This is a genomic window from Streptomyces sp. NPDC058650, from assembly GCF_042717315.1.
Taxonomy (GTDB): domain Bacteria; phylum Actinomycetota; class Actinomycetes; order Streptomycetales; family Streptomycetaceae; genus Streptomyces.
Genome location: NZ_JBHXRL010000013.1, coordinates 145586 through 160131 on the forward strand (window position 1 = coordinate 145586; position 14546 = coordinate 160131).

Here is a 14546-nt window from a genome sequence, read left to right on the forward strand (position 1 = left end):
GCGTACCTCGTCACCCAGCGTGCGGGGCCAGGGCGACGGACAGCGACGTCCGCTCGGACAGCGTGCGGAGGAAGTCCGGTGCGTCGAAGACGGCACCGGCGGAGGCGACGCCGACCGTCCTGAACTGCCCCGTGAGGACGCGGTGCACCGCTTCCACCGCGAGCGGCGCGCTGAAGGCGTAGATGTCCTGGCCGCTCGCCGTGGCGCGCCGTTCCTCGTCGCCTGAGCGCACGACGACGTCGACGACGAAGGTCTGGTCCGAGCGACCGCTCGCGTCGACCGCGGTCGGCGCCGGCGTCTCCGGCGCCACCACGTCCCTGGCCGCCTCCACCGTCATGTAGGTGCGGACCTCGGGGATGGCGAGGTGGCTCGGGACGGTGACGACGTCGGCCATCGTGAACTCGCCGATGACGGACCGGACGCCTGTCGGGTCGGGGAAGGCCCACTTCGTCGTCGGCGGAGCGTCGTCGCGGTACTGCATCCGGCCCTCGTTGAACACGACGCGCCGGCCCTCCCTGCGCTCCCGGGAGACCGTGCCCGCGCTGCGGGTTCCGGCGGTGGGGTGCCAACTGCTCAGCGCGTACGCGACGTGTGCCTCGTCGGCCGCGGTCCAGTCGCCCATCGCCGCGGTGACCAGCAGGTCGCCGAGGCCGCCGAAGAAGGCCATCGCCGGGATCACGACCGTGCCGGCGTCGGCGGCGCGGTCCGCGAACCGTTCGAACGTGTCGGCGTTGGCCTCGAGCTCGGCGGCCACGTCCACGTACGGGATCCCGGCGCGCAGCGCGGCCTCGATCACCGGGGCCGCCGTCGAGGCGAAGGGTCCGGCGACGTTGATCACGGCGGCCACGCCGGCCAGGGCGCGGTCCAGCGAGGCCGCGTCGTCGACCGTGGCCGGCCGGACGGCGAGCCCCGGGTGGGACGCGCCGAGCGCCTCCAGCTTGTCCGCGTCGCGTCCGGTCAGGACCGGCGCGAACCCCCGGTTCAGAAGCTCCGCCACCACGAACCGCCCGGTGTGCCCGTAAGCACCGAACACCGCTACCGCCTGACCCGCAGTCATCGACTTCTCCTGCCGCTCTGAGTTTCGACTCGTCTGTTCGTTCGCTCAACTTGTTCAACTGTGAACATCTTGCGGGATGGCGATCGACCGCCGTGAGTGTCTGGAACGACATGGTGCGTACAATTTCGGACATGAAGACAGTCGCGTTGGCCGTCACCGACGGAATGCTGCACTTCGAACTCTCCGTGGCGTACGAGGTCTTCGGCGCCGACCTGACCCATCTGGTCGACCCCTGGTACGACTTCGCCGTCCACGGACCCGGCGCCGTGCGGGTCGGCAGGTTCCAGCTGGAGCCCGACCACGGGCTCGACCGGCTCCCGTACGCCGACACGGTGATCGTCCCCGGCTGGGCCGACGTCGACGTGGACCCGCCCGCCGAGCTGGTCGACGCCGTGCGCGCGGCCCACGAGGCGGGCGCGCGGGTGGTCTCCCTGTGTACGGGCGCGTTCGTCCTGGCCGCCGCCGGGCTCCTCGACGGGCGGCGCGCGACCACGCACTGGGCGCACACGCGGGTCCTGGCCGACCGCTACCCCGGGGTCGAGGTCGATCCGGACGTGCTCTACGTGGACAACGGCAGCGTGCTCACCTCCGCCGGCAAGGCCGCCGCGATGGACCTGTGCCTCCATCTGGTCCGCCTCGACCACGGCCCGGCGATCGCCAACACGGTCGCCCGCCGCCTGGTCGTGCCCCCGCATCGGGCCGGTGGTCAGGCCCAGTTCGTCACCACCCCGGTACCCGCCCAGGACGACCACCCGCTCACCGGCCTGCTGCCCTGGATCGTCGAACGCCTCGACCGACCGCTGACGGTGGAGGGCCTGGCCCGCCAGGCGCGGATGAGCTCGCGCAACCTGAGCCGCCACTTCAGGGCGGCGACCGGCACCACCCCGCTCCAGTGGCTGCTGACACAACGCATCCGCCGGGCCCAGGAGTTGCTGGAGGCCACCGACGACGGTGTCGACGCCATCGCGACGGCGACCGGCATGGGCACCGCCACGACGCTGCGCCGGCACTTCCATCGCACGGTCGGCGTGCCCCCGGACACGTACCGCCGCACCTTCCGCTCGCAGGCGCGCGTCGAGGGGTTCGGCCTCGAAGCCGTTACGCCTCCGGGGGCGCGGTAGGCGGGCGGAGTGAGCGGGTCAGCTGATCGAGGGCGGCGCCGCTGACGGGTGACGTGCCCGTGAGGGTGCCGACCAGCGCCTGGGCGAGGACCGTCGCGGTACCGATCCTGGAGTCCTCGCGCTCGTCCCCGGTGGCCTTGCCGATCACGGCGTCGCGCACCGCCCGGGAGATCTCGTCGCCCGCGAACAGTTCGGGGAACGACAGCGCCATCATGCACACGCCCACGTTGGCGGAGAGGATCGACTGCCCGGCCAGTTCGGGGGTCATGCGCAGCCGCCCGGCGTCCCGGCAGCGCTCCACGGCCGTCAGGAGGATGGCCTGCGCCTCCTTGATCGCCTGCGGCTTGGCGTCGCCCGTCGGCGTGAACATCAAGCGGTACAGGTACGGGTTGTGGAGGGCGAACGCGACGTGGCTGTCCCAGGCCGTCCGCAGGTCCGCCACGGGATCGTCGGTGAGCGGATTGCGCCTCTTGGCGGCGAGGAAGCGCTCGAAGCCGATGTCGGCGACCGCGGTGAGCAGCCCCTGCTTGTCGCCGAACTGGCGATAGATCTCGGGCATGCCGACCTTCGCCCGGTCGCAGATGGCCCGGGTCGAGATCGCCAGGGCGTCCTTGGTGGCGAGCAGTTCCCCGGTGGCTTCCAGGATGCGCTCTCGTGCCGTCGACATGGCTCCCACGATAACAGCGCTAACAAGGGGGACCTGGGGTTTTGTGCCGCTGGAGGGCGTTGGCGCGGAACGCTGTTATCGATGATTACGGAATGTGTTAGCGTGATGAACGTTCCCGGGGGGTGGCCGCCTCCGAGACGTCTTTCGAGATGTCGCCCGTTCGCCACGAGAGAGCTGGTAATCCCCGATGAACCGTTCGACGTTCCTTCGCGTCGCCACCGGCGCCGTCGCAGCCGCCGTGGGCGTGGCCCTCCTCGCCGCCTGCGGCGGCAAGGGCACCGCCGACGGCTCGAAGGCATCGGCCACGCCGGACCCCGCCGCCGCGTTCACCGCCACGCACGTCGGCGGGCCGACCACGATCCTGGAGATCGCCGGCCTGCGCATCCTGCTCGACCCGACCTTCGACGCGCCGAAGAAGTACAAGAGCGGCCTGGAGAAGAACCAGGCGCCGGCGGTCGGCGCCGACGGCATCGGCGAGATCGACGCCGTCCTGCTCTCGCACGACCAGCACGACGACAACCTCGACGACAAGGGCCGCGAGCTGCTCAGGACCGTGCCCGTCGTCCTCTCCACGCCCGGCGCACGGCAGCGCCTCGGCGACCACGTCACGGGCCTGAAATCCTGGGCCACCCACGAGCTGAAGACCTCCGGCGGCACCGTCACGGTCACCGCGGTGCCCGCCCTGCACGGGCCGGACGGAGTGGACCGCGGGGCGGACGGCGAGGTCACCGGCTTCGTCCTCAGCGGCAAGGGCGTCCCCACCACCTACATCTCCGGCGACAACGCCTCGGTCGCGGTCGCGAAGCGGGTCGGGGACCGCGTCAGGAAGGAGATCGGGCCCATCGACACGGCCGTCCTCTTCGCCGGCGCCGCCCGCACCCCCGCGATCCTCGACAACGCGCCGCTGACCCTCACCTCGAAGAACGCCGCCCTGGTGGCGAAGGACCTCGACCCCCGCAAGGTCGTCCCGGTCCACACCGACAGCTGGAACATCTACTCCGAAGACCTGAAGTCCCTGGTGAAGGCCTTCCAGGAGCAGGGCATCGACGGGAAGCTCGTCGACCTCGCGCCCGCCGGCGCCACGAAGGACCTCTCCTAGGCGCGCGGCGCGCCGCCCGGTCCCTTCCCGAGCCGCTCCTCCGTCCCGTAACGCATCGAAAGGAACCACCATGACCGCGTCCACCACCCTGCGCGACGTGATCGGCCTGCCCCAGGAGCTCCCGCGCCTCGGCGAGTCCACCCTGATCATGATCGACTTCCAGAACACCTACCGCACCGGCGTCATGCGGCTCGACGGGGCCGAAGAGGCCGTGGCCGCCGGCGCGCGCCTGCTCGCGGCCGCCCGTGCCGCCGGAGCGCCCGTCGTGCACGTCGTGAACGACGGTGGCGAGGGCACCCCGTACGACATCCGGGCCGAGATCGGCTCGATCAGCGCCGAAGTCGCCCCGATCGCGGGCGAGAAGGTGGTCGTCAAGCAGGTCCCGAACGCCTTCCACGGCACGGACCTGGAGGAGACCCTCAAGGACCTCGGCGCCGGCGCCGGCGGCGACCTCGTCATCGCCGGATTCATGACCCACATGTGCGTCCTCTTCACCGCACAGGGCGCCTTCAACCTCGGCTACCGCCCGACCGTCGTCGCCGAGGCCACCGCCACCCGCCCCCTGGCGGCGCCGGACGACACGGGCACGGTCGTCGCGTCCGACGCGCTCCAGGTCGCGAGCCTGACGACGGTCTCCGACCTGTTCGGCACCGTCGCCCGGACGGTCGACGAGCTCGGGGCCTCGAACGGCTGAGCCACCCACCCCGTGGCACCGGGAGTTCACCCGGGGTGTACCGGAAAACCGCCTGATGATCGGTTACGGGTCGTCCGCCTCGGCGGTAATGGCGGTCGGCCCGTGACGACTTCACCCCGGGCGTTCCCGCTCCGTGCGCCCCCTGGAGGACGTGTGCCCCCCGCCGCCGAGACCGTGCTCGACGAGGTCGACGGCGAGGAGGGGGGCGGCGGGGTCCGGCGCCGGCCGGGTCTCCGGTCGGGGCTCCGGTGGGTCCTCCGGCCGGGTCTCCGGCTGCGGGGCCCGCTCGCCCCGGCCGCCGCCGCCCCGCTCGCCGCCTCCCTGTTCTCCGCCGCGCTGCTCTGCCTCGCGACCGCGCTGTCCCGCACGTACCCCTTCGGGCCCGTGACCAGGAACGTCGTCGATCTCGGCCAGCAGTACCTGCCGTATCACGCCTACTGGCGCGCCTTCCTCCGCGGCGAGACGCACGGCGACGCCTTCCTCAACTGGAACACCGGCTTCGGCTCCAACTTCCTCGGCGACATCGGCACCTACCTGAGCAGCCCCTTCGACCTGCTCGTCGTCCTCTTCCCGGCGGACCGGATCGAGCTCGCCCTCTACGTCGTCACGGCCGTCAAGATCAGCGCCGCGGGAGGCGCGGCGGCGCTGCTGCTCCTGCGGCTGCGCCCCGGTCCCTGGCCGGTCGCCGCCGCGCTGGGCACCGCGTACGCGCTCTCCGGCTGGACCCTCAACCTCGGCGCCACCGTCCCGATGTGGCTCGACGGGCTCGTCGCCTTCCCGCTGCTCTGCCTGGTCGGCGAGTGGGCCCGCACCGGCCGCCGTCCCGTCCTCGGTCCCGTCGTCGTCGCCCTGGCCTGGATCGCCAACTTCTACACCGCCTACATGGCCACCCTCGGTGCGGCCGTCTTCCTCGCCGTCCGGCTCCTCACCGCCGAGGAGAGCGCGACCGCCCGGCAGCGGATCGCCGGAGCACTCCGCGCCGCCCGGGGCGTGCTCATCGGCATCGGGCTCGCCGCGCCGCTCGTCGTGATCGTCTTCCTCGCCACCAAGGTCGCCGACCCGACCCCCGTGACCACCTTCGCGCCCGTCCCCTGGACGGACGTCCTCGCCCGCTTCCTGCCCGGCACGGCGAGCGTCTCGAGCCCCGCCCTCTTCATCGGTACGCCCGCCCTCGCCCTGGCCCTGACGCTGCCGTTCAACGGGGCCGTCGCCCCGCGCGTCCGGGCCGGCTGGACGGCGGCGGTCGTCCTGGTGACGCTCTCCCTCCAGTGGGAGCCCACCCATCTGCTCTGGCACGCGGGAGCCTCGCCCAACGGCGCTCCGTACCGTCAGACCTTCGTCCTGTGCGGGCTGTTGCTCATCGCCGCCTGGTTCTCGGTCGCCCAGGGCGTGCCCCGGCCGAGCGCGCTCCTCGCGGGCGGCGCGCTGCTGGTCGCCCTGGCCTGGGCGGCCCGGGGGAGCGTCGAGATCGACGCATGGACCTTCCCCGCCTTCCTCGTCGCCGCGGCTCTGGCACTCGCGGCGGCCCTCCTGGCCCGGGAAGGCACCCGACGGAACACCGCCCGCGCCCTGCCGGCCCGCGCCCTGCCCGCCCGAGCCCTGCCTACCCGTGCCCTGCCTACCCGTGCCCTGCCCGCCCGTGTCCTGCCCGTCCTCGCCCTGGTCCTCTTCGTCGGCGCCCAGGCGGGCGAGACGGCCGTCACCGGCAAGCGGATCGAGGAGCAGCAGCGGAGCGAGGTCGCCTGGTCGCCCCGGATCGGTCCCTGGCACACCGCCGCCGCCCGCGAGGCGGCCCGCGCCGACGCCTGGCCCCGCTACCGTACGGACCCCGGCGAGGTGCCCGGCGGCAACGACGTCCTGATCGTCGGCGGCCAGGGCGCCGAGGTCTACAGCAGCCTCACCGCCGAGGTGACGTCGTCCACCCTCTCCGCGCTGGGCTTCGGCTCCTACGCCAAGGGCCGGCACCCGGTCACCCTCGACAACCCCGTGACCGACGCCCTGTTCTCCATCGGCGCCCGGATCCGTTCGGAGCCCACGGAGCCGGTACGTCAGGACGCCCTGCCCCGGGCCACGGTCACCGTCACCACGACCCCCGTACCGCCCCTGGTGACCGTCCGTCCGCGCGCGGCACGTGCACCGCGCCCGGGGGACTCCGCCTTCGTCCGGCAGGAACTCCTCCTCGGCTCCTCGGTGTACGAGCTGCCGCGGGACACGCGCCGCGCCGGACGCACCCTCACCGCCCGCTGCCCGGCGGGTTCCGACGTCTGGTTCTGGGCCCCCGAGTACAAGGGCTCGGCGACCCTGGCGGGGGAGGGCGCCGTCGAGTTCGAGGGCAAGCCGCCCGCCGTACGCGCCCCCATGCGGGCCCTCGGTACCGTGCCCGCCTCCGGCGAGGTGCGGATCGACCTGCTGCCCAAGACCGGGATCCGACTGCCCGGTCAACCCGTCGGCTGCCTCGTCCGGGCACGGCTCGACTCCGCCGTACGAGAGCTCACCGCCACCGGCGCCACCCGCGTGAGCGCCGGCGGCCACGGCGTCACGGCCGAACTGCCCCCGGGCAGCACGGGCGTCGCCGTGCTCGCCGCACCGCGCGTCTCCGGCTGGCGCTGCGCCGCGGGCGGCGCGGAAGCCGCACCCGCCCGCGCCTACCAGGGCCTCGTCGCCGTCCCCCTCGACGGGCGGGCGACCACGGTGAGCTGCTCCTTCCGGCCACCGGGTCTCCGGCTCGGCGGCGCCGTCGGAGCGGCCGCGCTCCTCGCCCTGGCCGCGACGGAGCTCCTGCGTCGCCGGTCCCTCCGCGCCCGGACCTGACGGGTTTCCATCAGGGACGACAAGAGTTCACCCGGAGTGCACCCGTGGATCGTTCGGCCGGAAATGTGGACGGCTACTGTGCCCGCCGTACCGGCGTTTAATTGTTCGATTCAGTATGGGGATTCCGAGTGCCAAAGCTGTCCGTCGTCGTCCCGTTCCACAATGTCGGGCCCTATGCGCCCGACACCCTGCGCAGTCTCGCGAACAACGCGAACCCGGAATTCGAGTTCCTGCTGATCGACGACTGCTCGACGGACGAGACGCCGGAAATCCTCGACCGCTGGCGCGACCGCCTTCCGAACGCCACCGTCATCCGGCACGAGACGAATCTCGGCGTCGCCCAGGCACGTAACACCGGAATCGACGCGGCGAAGGGCGACTACCTCACCTTCCTGGACGGCGACGACTGGTACGCGCCCGGCCATCTGAGCGCCGCCGTGGCCGGAATCTCCGGCCTGGACTGCGATTTCGCCCGTACCGACCACGTCCTGGCGGAAGGCCGGAAGCGACAGATCCGATACGCCCCGGCCAAGATCCGCGACGCGGTGATGGACCCCAGGGACGGCATCTCGCCCGCCAGCATGGTGACGATGGTCGACTATCCCTTCGTCCCCTTCGGCATTTACGGCGGGTGGCTCTTCGAGAACGGCGCCTCGCGTTTCGAGACCTCTCTGAAAACAGCCGAGGACCGCCTCTGGATCTGGCGTCTCCACCTCAAGGCCCGGACGTTCGCCGCGCTTTCCCTGCACGGTGTCTTCTACCGGCGCGGTGTCACCACCTCGCTCACCCAGATCACCGACAACCGGCAGCTGGACTTCATCACCTCGTACGACCTCCTCCTCGACGACGTCTCCCGGGACGCCGAGGCGGACCGATTCCTGCCGAAGGCCGTCCGCACCTACTGCGCGATGATCGCCTTCCACATGGGCAAGGTCGGGAAGTACGAGCCCGAGGTCGCCGCACGGCTGCGCACCGACGTCGGCGACGCCCTGCGCCGCATGCCGCAGCAGGTCCTCGACGAGACCCTGACCACGATGGACACCCCGCGCAGCACGCTCCTCCGGAGCCTGCGCGAAACCGGAAGGACCGCCTGACCCATGGCTCCCGACACGCACTCCGCCATGGCCTCCGGCACGGCCCACGACCCCCGCCTGGTGCAGATCTTCCAGGTGTCCACCCTCTACGGCGCGGCCACCCTCGCGGCCGCGCTGGACGCCGGACGCTTCGGCCCCCGTGAGGACGCCCGCCGGCTCCTGCTGATCTCGCACAACGCCGAGATCCCGGAGACGGCGCTGCGCCTGGAGACGATGACCGGCTACGAGCGGATCGCCGCCCGCTTCGACGGCACGCTCGACTGGAACGAGACGATCCACCCGTACCACCCCGCCGCCTGGGCGCCCCGGCCCGAGGAGTCCCCGCTCTGGCAGCGCGTGCTGCGGACCGCCTGGGACCTCGGCACCGCACGGGTCGAGCTGATCGTCGAATCCATCCAGGTCAACCCCGCCAAGGCCCTCGCCGCCGCCTTCCCGGAGAGCTCGGTCGACGTCTACGCGGACGGCCTCATGAGCTACGGCCCGACGCGCTCCGACCTCGCCCAGTCGATCGCCATCCGCATCCGCCGGGTCCTCCACCTCGATCTGGTACCGGGGCTGAAGCCCCTGCTCCTGAGCGAGTACGGGGTCGAGCCCGAGCTCGTCCCCGACGACGCCTTCCGAGCGGTGCTCGCCGAGATCGCCGAGGCCTCCCGCGCCGACGAGCGGGCGGACGCGGACGGGGGTTCGCCGATCGCGCGGGCCGTGGCCGCCGAGCCGACGGCCCTCCTGCTCGGCCAGTACCTCGCCGCCCTCAACCTCCTCACCGCCGAGGAGGAAGAGGAGCTGCACGTGCGGATGCTGCGCGGAGCTGCCGCGGCCGGACACACCTCGGTGGTCTTCAAGCCGCACCCGACCGCTCCCGTCCGCTACTCCCAGGCCCTCGACGAGGAGGCGGCGGAGCTCGGCGTACGGCTGACGGTCCTCGACGGGCCGCTGCTCGCCGAGACCTTCTACGAGCGGTGCCGGCCGCGGCTCGTCGTCGGCTGCTTCTCCACGGCGATGCTCACCGCCGCCGTCTACTACGGCATCCCGATCGCCCGCGTGGGCACGGCCGAGGTCCTCGAACGGCTCACCCCCTTCGAGAACAGCAACCGGATCCCGCTCACCGTCGTCGACCACCTGGTCGCGGACCTGGAAGGGGGAGAGGAGCCCGCGCTCCCCGGAGTGGCCCCGGACTCACTCGCGCCCCTGGTACGGGCCGTCGGCTACTGCATGCGGCACAAGAGCCACCCGGGGCTCCGCGAGGAGGCCACCCGCTTCCTGGCCGAGCACCACGCGGAGCCGGGCATCGCGCACCACTTCACGGAGCTGCGGCTGACCCAGCTGGGCCTGCCGGGTGCGGCGGAGCTCGCCGTCCCGGAGCCGGCGGCCGTCGCCACCGGCACGTCGCGGTTCCGCCGCGGCCTGATCAGGGCCCGCCGGGCCTGACCCGCCGCCCCGTGACCAGGGGCTCGGGGATCAGTGGTCGACGGACCTGACGAGCGTGAACACCGCGCCCTCCGGGTCCGTCACCAGGGCCTGCCGCCCCGCCGTACCGTTCCTCGGCGGCCGCAGCACATGCCCGCCGAGCTCCGCGACCAGCCGGGCGGCGCCGTCCGTGTCCTCGACCTCGAAGTACGTCATCCAGTGCGCGCCCCGGTCCCTGGGCAGCGCGTTCCCGACGCCGTGCAGGGAGGCCACCGGACGTCCGTCCAGGTGGAGCGTGGCGAAGTCGAAGTCGGCGGAGACGACCGGCTCCACCTCGTAGCCGAAGATCGACCGGTAGAACTTGCCGACCGAGGACGTCTCGTACGTGAGGAGCTCGTTCCACACCGGGGTCCCCGGCGGCCCGGCGGCCGCCGTGCCGTGGTGCGCCTCCGCCTGCCAGACGCCGAAGACCGCGCCGACCGGGTCGGAGCAGATCGCCAGGCGGCCGGCCTCGCCCGCGTCCAGCGGGCCGACCGCGACCGTGCCGCCGCAGCAGCGGATCGTCTCGGCGGTCTCGTCGGCGTCGTCGGTGGCCAGGTAGGTGGTCCAGGCGATGGGCAGGTGCCGGTCCGGCGGCAGCTGGCCGATGCCCGCCACCTCCTTGCCGTCGAGCAGTGCCCGGACGTACGGGCCGAGGTGCTGCGGGCCGGGCACGAACTCCCAGCCGAAGAGCGCGTTGTAGAACTCCTGTGTCCCGTCAAGCCCGTGCACCATCAGGCTCACCCAGCAGGGTGTGCCGGGTGTGCGCCGAGTCGCCTCGGTCATCGTCACTCTCTCCTCGGACCATCGTCGTGGCCGTGCCGCGTGCCCTAGTGCCCATCCGGCCGTGATCCGCCGGACAGGCCCTACGGCCGATGGTCGCACCGACGGGCGGGCGGCGCGTCCCGGCCGCGCGCGTTTCGGGGGGCGCGTTGTCGCGGGAGTGCGCCGGGATGTTCCTCCGCGGCCGTGCCGGCTGCGCGAGGATGACACCCATGAAGCCCATCATCTCCGCAAGCGAACTTCTGAGCGAGTCGGCCGGGGCGCGGCCGACGGTCCTCCTGGACGTCCGCTGGACGCTCGCCGGCCCGCCCGGACGGCCCGCGTACGAGGCCGGTCACCTCCCGGGCGCGGTCTACGTCGACCTGGACGCGGAACTCGCCGGACCGCCCGGGAGGGGCGGGCGGCACCCGCTGCCCGACATGGCGGCCTTCGGGGCCGCGATGCGCCGGGCGGGTGTCTCGGCGGGACGGCCCGTCGTCGTCTACGACGGCGGTCTCGGCTGGGGCGCCGCCCGCGCCTGGTGGCTGCTCCGCTGGACGGGTCACCCGGACGTGCGGGTCCTGGACGGGGGCCTCGCGGCCTGGACGGGGGAGCTCTCCGACAAGACCCCCGAGCCGGAGCCGGGCGACTTCCGGCCGGAGCCGGGCGCCCTCGGTCTGCTCGACGCCGACGGGGCGGCGGAGCTGGCCCGCGCCGGGCTGCTCCTGGACGCCCGGGCAGCGGAGCGCTACCGGGGCGACGTGGAGCCGATCGACCGGGTCGGCGGGCACATCCCGGGCGCGGTCTCGGCCCCGACGACGGAGAACGTGGACGCGGACGGCCGGTTCCTGGCTGCCGACGCCCTGCGGGACCGTTTCACCTCCCTGGGCGCGGTCGAGGGCACGCCGGTCGCGGTCTACTGCGGCTCCGGCGTCTCCGGCGCGCATGAGGTCCTGGCCCTGGAGATCGCGGGCATCGACGCGGCGCTCTACGCCGGCTCCTGGTCGGAGTGGTCGGGGGACCCCGCCCGCCCGGTGGCCACCGGGCCGGACCCGCAGTAACACCGGGTCGCACCACACGAGCACCGGGTCGCATCACACGAACACCGGGTCGCGCCACACGAGCACCGGCTCGCGCCCCACGTGAAAGGCCCACGCCCCGCACGAAACGCCCGTGCCCCACACGAAAGGCCCGTGGCCCCACGCGAAAGGCCCGCGCCGGCGATCAGCCCGGCGCGGGCCCTTCACGTACCGGCGAGTGCGCCGGTCACTCCTGCTTCTTGCGCCGGGTGCCGAAGACGATCTCGTCCCAGCTGGGCACCGCCGCGCGGCGGCCGGGGCGGACGCCGTCGGCCTCGGCCTGGCGGTCCGTGGTGCCGGTGAGGCGGTCCCGGTGGCCAGAGACGGCGCGCGGCATCAGGACGTCGGCGTACGCGGAACCCGCGCCCGCCGAGGCGGCCGGGGCCGGCGGCTCCTCCGCCTCCGACTCCTCCGACGGCTCCGTGTCCGGAGGCTCGGGCACGACCATGTCGCCGCGGAAGCTCGGGACGGCCTCCAGGAGGCTCGTCAGCGTGTCCCGCTCCTCCTCCGGCTCGGGCGCCGGGGCGGGCGTCCGCTCCAGCCGGTCCATCTGGCGGTCGAGCGCCCGGTCCAGGGGCCTGTCCCGGGGCAGCCGGGCGATGCGCGGCACGAAGGGGAAGCTCGGCTCCGGCGCGGCGGCGATCGTGTCGTCCGTCTCGCCGATCAGCGCCCGCGCCTCGTCGTCCACGGCCTGGACGAGCCGCCTGGGCGGGTCGTACGTCCAGCTGGCCGTGTGGACCTCGCCCGCGACGCGGTAGACGAGCAGTACTTCCCAGGTGCCGTCGTCACGGCGCCACGAGTCCCACTGCACGGTGTCCTTGTCGGCGCCGCGCAGCAGCAGCCGCTCCTGCACCGCCTCGCCGAGCTGCGGGCCGCTGTTCTCGCCGGGCCTGCGGACCGGGGTCTTGCGGGCCCGCTCGGCCATGAAGGCGCGCTCCGCGAGGACGGGGCCCTCGAAGCGGCGTACGCGGTCGACGGGGATACCGGCGAGCTGGGCGACCTCCTCGGCGGAGGCACCGGCACGTATCCGCGCCTGGATGTCACGGGGGCGGAGGTGGCTCTCCACCTCGATCTCGATCTGACCGAGACGCGCGCGGTCGTTGCGCACGGCGGCGCGGAGCCGCTCGTCGATCGGAAGTGTGTACTCCGTGCTGTCAGCAGCCTTCAGCACCAGTCGTGTGCCGTCGTTGGAGACGGCCACGACACGCAGTTCGGGCATGGGGACCTCCCGGGTGGTGCCTGCCGACGTCACGTGCGTCGCTGCTTCCGCTAGTCGAGTGTGGCCTGCCCGGGTGCAGCCTGCCACTACCTTGCCGAGTTGCCCGGCGTGTCGGGCATGGACCCTGGGGCGTCGTTATGGCACGGTTACCTGTTCGCCACTCAGAGTGACTGACGGTCACGCTGTGCAGCGGGTCTCCGTGCGGTGCGCGACGCCGCCGGTTCGAGTGCCGCGTTCGGCCCCCTACCCGATCCCGGGCACCCGTGAAGGCGTCCGGACCCAGGGTTCGCCAATGTACTCCATTCGGGCCACTTGGGTGGACCGGCGCGCCGCCCAACTTCTCGGGCGGTACGGGAGTTGAGTCTCCGCGATCTTCCCCCTCACGTGTCCCTCTTCACAGAACCAACAGAAGCGGAACTATTCTCTCCGCCCATTTGTCCCTTCTGGGTGCAAGGCGAACGGATGAGCCATCAGGGGTCGGAGATGCGTCACAGGCCGGAGACCGACACGGACGAGCCGGAGAATCCGGAGAAGACGGAGGTGGGACAGGGGACGAGCGCCGCGGGGGAGAACGATCGCGGCAGGAGAAGGATCGACCTGAGCGTGGCCCAGGTCTCGGGCAGTGCCCTGGCCGCGGTCATCGCCGCCAAGCTCGCCTCCACCCTCGGCGTGTACGGCACGATCGTCGGCGCCGGCGTGATCAGCATCATCGCCACCTGCGGCGGTCCGCTCTTCCAGCACCTGCTCAAACGGACGGGCGAGCAGGTGCGCGACGTGACCGCCGCCGCCAAGCCCAAGGCCCGCCAGGTGCCGTTCCCGGCCGCGCGTCCGGCGGGGGACGGGGACCGGCGGACCATGCTGCTCGGCACGATCGCGCGCCCCGGCGCGTACGCGGTCCCGGGCGGCGAGCAGGCCGACGAGGAGTTCGGCGCGGCGACCACGCACGGCACCCGCGTCCGCGGCTGGAAGCGCCCGGCGATCGCCGCGGCCCTGGTCTTCGGCGTCACCATGGGCGGCATCACGGCCTACGAGCTGGTCTCCGGTCAGGACTTCAGCGGCACCCAGGGGACCACCACCTTCGGCTCCGTCGTCCGCGGGAGCTCCGGGCAGGACGCGCCGGACCGGACCGAGAACCCGGCGCCGACGCCGTCCGGATCCGCCGGCGACACCGGACAGCGGGAGGACGGCGACGGCACCCCCGAGACGGGCGCCACCCCGGACCCGGACGGCCCGGGCACCGGCGGGACCGGCACCGCGACCCCCGACCCGGAGTCGACGTCCTCGGGCTCCACCGACGGCGGGACGACGCCCACTCCGACGCCGACCGGCCCCACGACCGACCCGACCGCCCCGACGGAACCGACGGAGCCGACCGAGCCCACGGCGCCGACGGAGCCCACGGATCCGGCGCCGCCGACCGCGCCGACCGGGGCCCCGACCACCGGCGCCGCCGATCCGGGAGCCCCGTCGGCCCCGGCCACGGGCGACGCCGGGTGA

12 protein-coding genes are annotated in these 14546 nt (G+C 73.2%); 8 read left to right on the forward strand and 4 right to left on the reverse strand.

Going from position 1 to position 14546, the window contains the following annotated elements:
* Positions 1-10: 10 nt before the first annotated feature.
* Positions 11-1057, reverse strand: coding sequence for a saccharopine dehydrogenase family protein (locus ACFWWU_RS23380; protein ID WP_384147764.1), 1047 nt, complete (start codon positions 1055-1057; stop codon positions 11-13).
* A 131-nt stretch (positions 1058-1188) separates the two neighbouring features.
* Between ACFWWU_RS23380 and ACFWWU_RS23385 the strand changes: the two genes are divergently transcribed.
* Positions 1189-2178 (forward strand): helix-turn-helix domain-containing protein, encoded by a 990-nt coding sequence (locus tag ACFWWU_RS23385; RefSeq protein WP_384147765.1) that lies wholly within the window; start codon positions 1189-1191, stop codon positions 2176-2178.
* On the opposite strand, the gene ACFWWU_RS23390 is transcribed toward ACFWWU_RS23385, so the two are convergent.
* Positions 2156-2845: a TetR/AcrR family transcriptional regulator gene (locus ACFWWU_RS23390; RefSeq protein WP_384147766.1), complete on the reverse strand. Its 690-nt coding sequence runs from the start codon at positions 2843-2845 to the stop codon at positions 2156-2158. The two genes, ACFWWU_RS23385 and ACFWWU_RS23390, sit on opposite strands and share 23 nt — an antisense overlap.
* 187 nt (positions 2846-3032) lie before the next feature.
* Between ACFWWU_RS23390 and ACFWWU_RS23395 the strand changes: the two genes are divergently transcribed.
* The 5 genes from ACFWWU_RS23395 to ACFWWU_RS23415 all read left to right on the forward strand — a co-directional run bounded on the left by ACFWWU_RS23395 (position 3033) and on the right by ACFWWU_RS23415 (position 9971).
* Positions 3033-3944: an MBL fold metallo-hydrolase gene (locus tag ACFWWU_RS23395; protein ID WP_384147767.1), complete on the forward strand. Its 912-nt coding sequence runs from the start codon at positions 3033-3035 to the stop codon at positions 3942-3944.
* Between the two features lie 70 nt (positions 3945-4014).
* On the forward strand, positions 4015-4638 hold the full coding sequence (locus ACFWWU_RS23400; protein WP_384147768.1) for an isochorismatase family protein: 624 nt from the start codon (positions 4015-4017) through the stop codon (positions 4636-4638).
* Between the two features lie 153 nt (positions 4639-4791).
* Positions 4792-7449, forward strand: coding sequence for a YfhO family protein (locus ACFWWU_RS23405; protein ID WP_384147769.1), 2658 nt, complete (start codon positions 4792-4794; stop codon positions 7447-7449).
* Between the two features lie 128 nt (positions 7450-7577).
* The gene (locus tag ACFWWU_RS23410; protein ID WP_384147770.1) at positions 7578-8543 is read left to right on the forward strand and encodes a glycosyltransferase family 2 protein; all 966 of its coding nucleotides are present in this window, start codon (positions 7578-7580) and stop codon (positions 8541-8543) included.
* A gap of 3 nt (positions 8544-8546) precedes the next feature.
* The gene (locus ACFWWU_RS23415) at positions 8547-9971 is read left to right on the forward strand and encodes a polysialyltransferase family glycosyltransferase (protein WP_384147771.1); all 1425 of its coding nucleotides are present in this window, start codon (positions 8547-8549) and stop codon (positions 9969-9971) included.
* A gap of 30 nt (positions 9972-10001) precedes the next feature.
* Here ACFWWU_RS23415 and ACFWWU_RS23420 read toward each other — a convergent pair whose 3' ends face one another.
* Positions 10002-10775 (reverse strand): VOC family protein, encoded by a 774-nt coding sequence (locus ACFWWU_RS23420; RefSeq protein WP_384147772.1) that lies wholly within the window; start codon positions 10773-10775, stop codon positions 10002-10004.
* 209 nt (positions 10776-10984) lie between these two features.
* On the opposite strand from ACFWWU_RS23420, the gene ACFWWU_RS23425 reads away from it, so the two are divergent.
* Positions 10985-11812, forward strand: coding sequence for a sulfurtransferase (locus ACFWWU_RS23425; protein WP_384147773.1), 828 nt, complete (start codon positions 10985-10987; stop codon positions 11810-11812).
* Between the two features lie 205 nt (positions 11813-12017).
* Here ACFWWU_RS23425 and sepH read toward each other — a convergent pair whose 3' ends face one another.
* On the reverse strand, positions 12018-13082 hold the full coding sequence (gene sepH / locus ACFWWU_RS23430) for a septation protein SepH (protein ID WP_384147774.1): 1065 nt from the start codon (positions 13080-13082) through the stop codon (positions 12018-12020).
* Positions 13083-13532: 450 nt separating this feature from the next.
* On the opposite strand from sepH, the gene ACFWWU_RS23435 reads away from it, so the two are divergent.
* Positions 13533-14546 (forward strand): hypothetical protein, encoded by a 1014-nt coding sequence (locus ACFWWU_RS23435; protein WP_384147775.1) that lies wholly within the window; start codon positions 13533-13535, stop codon positions 14544-14546.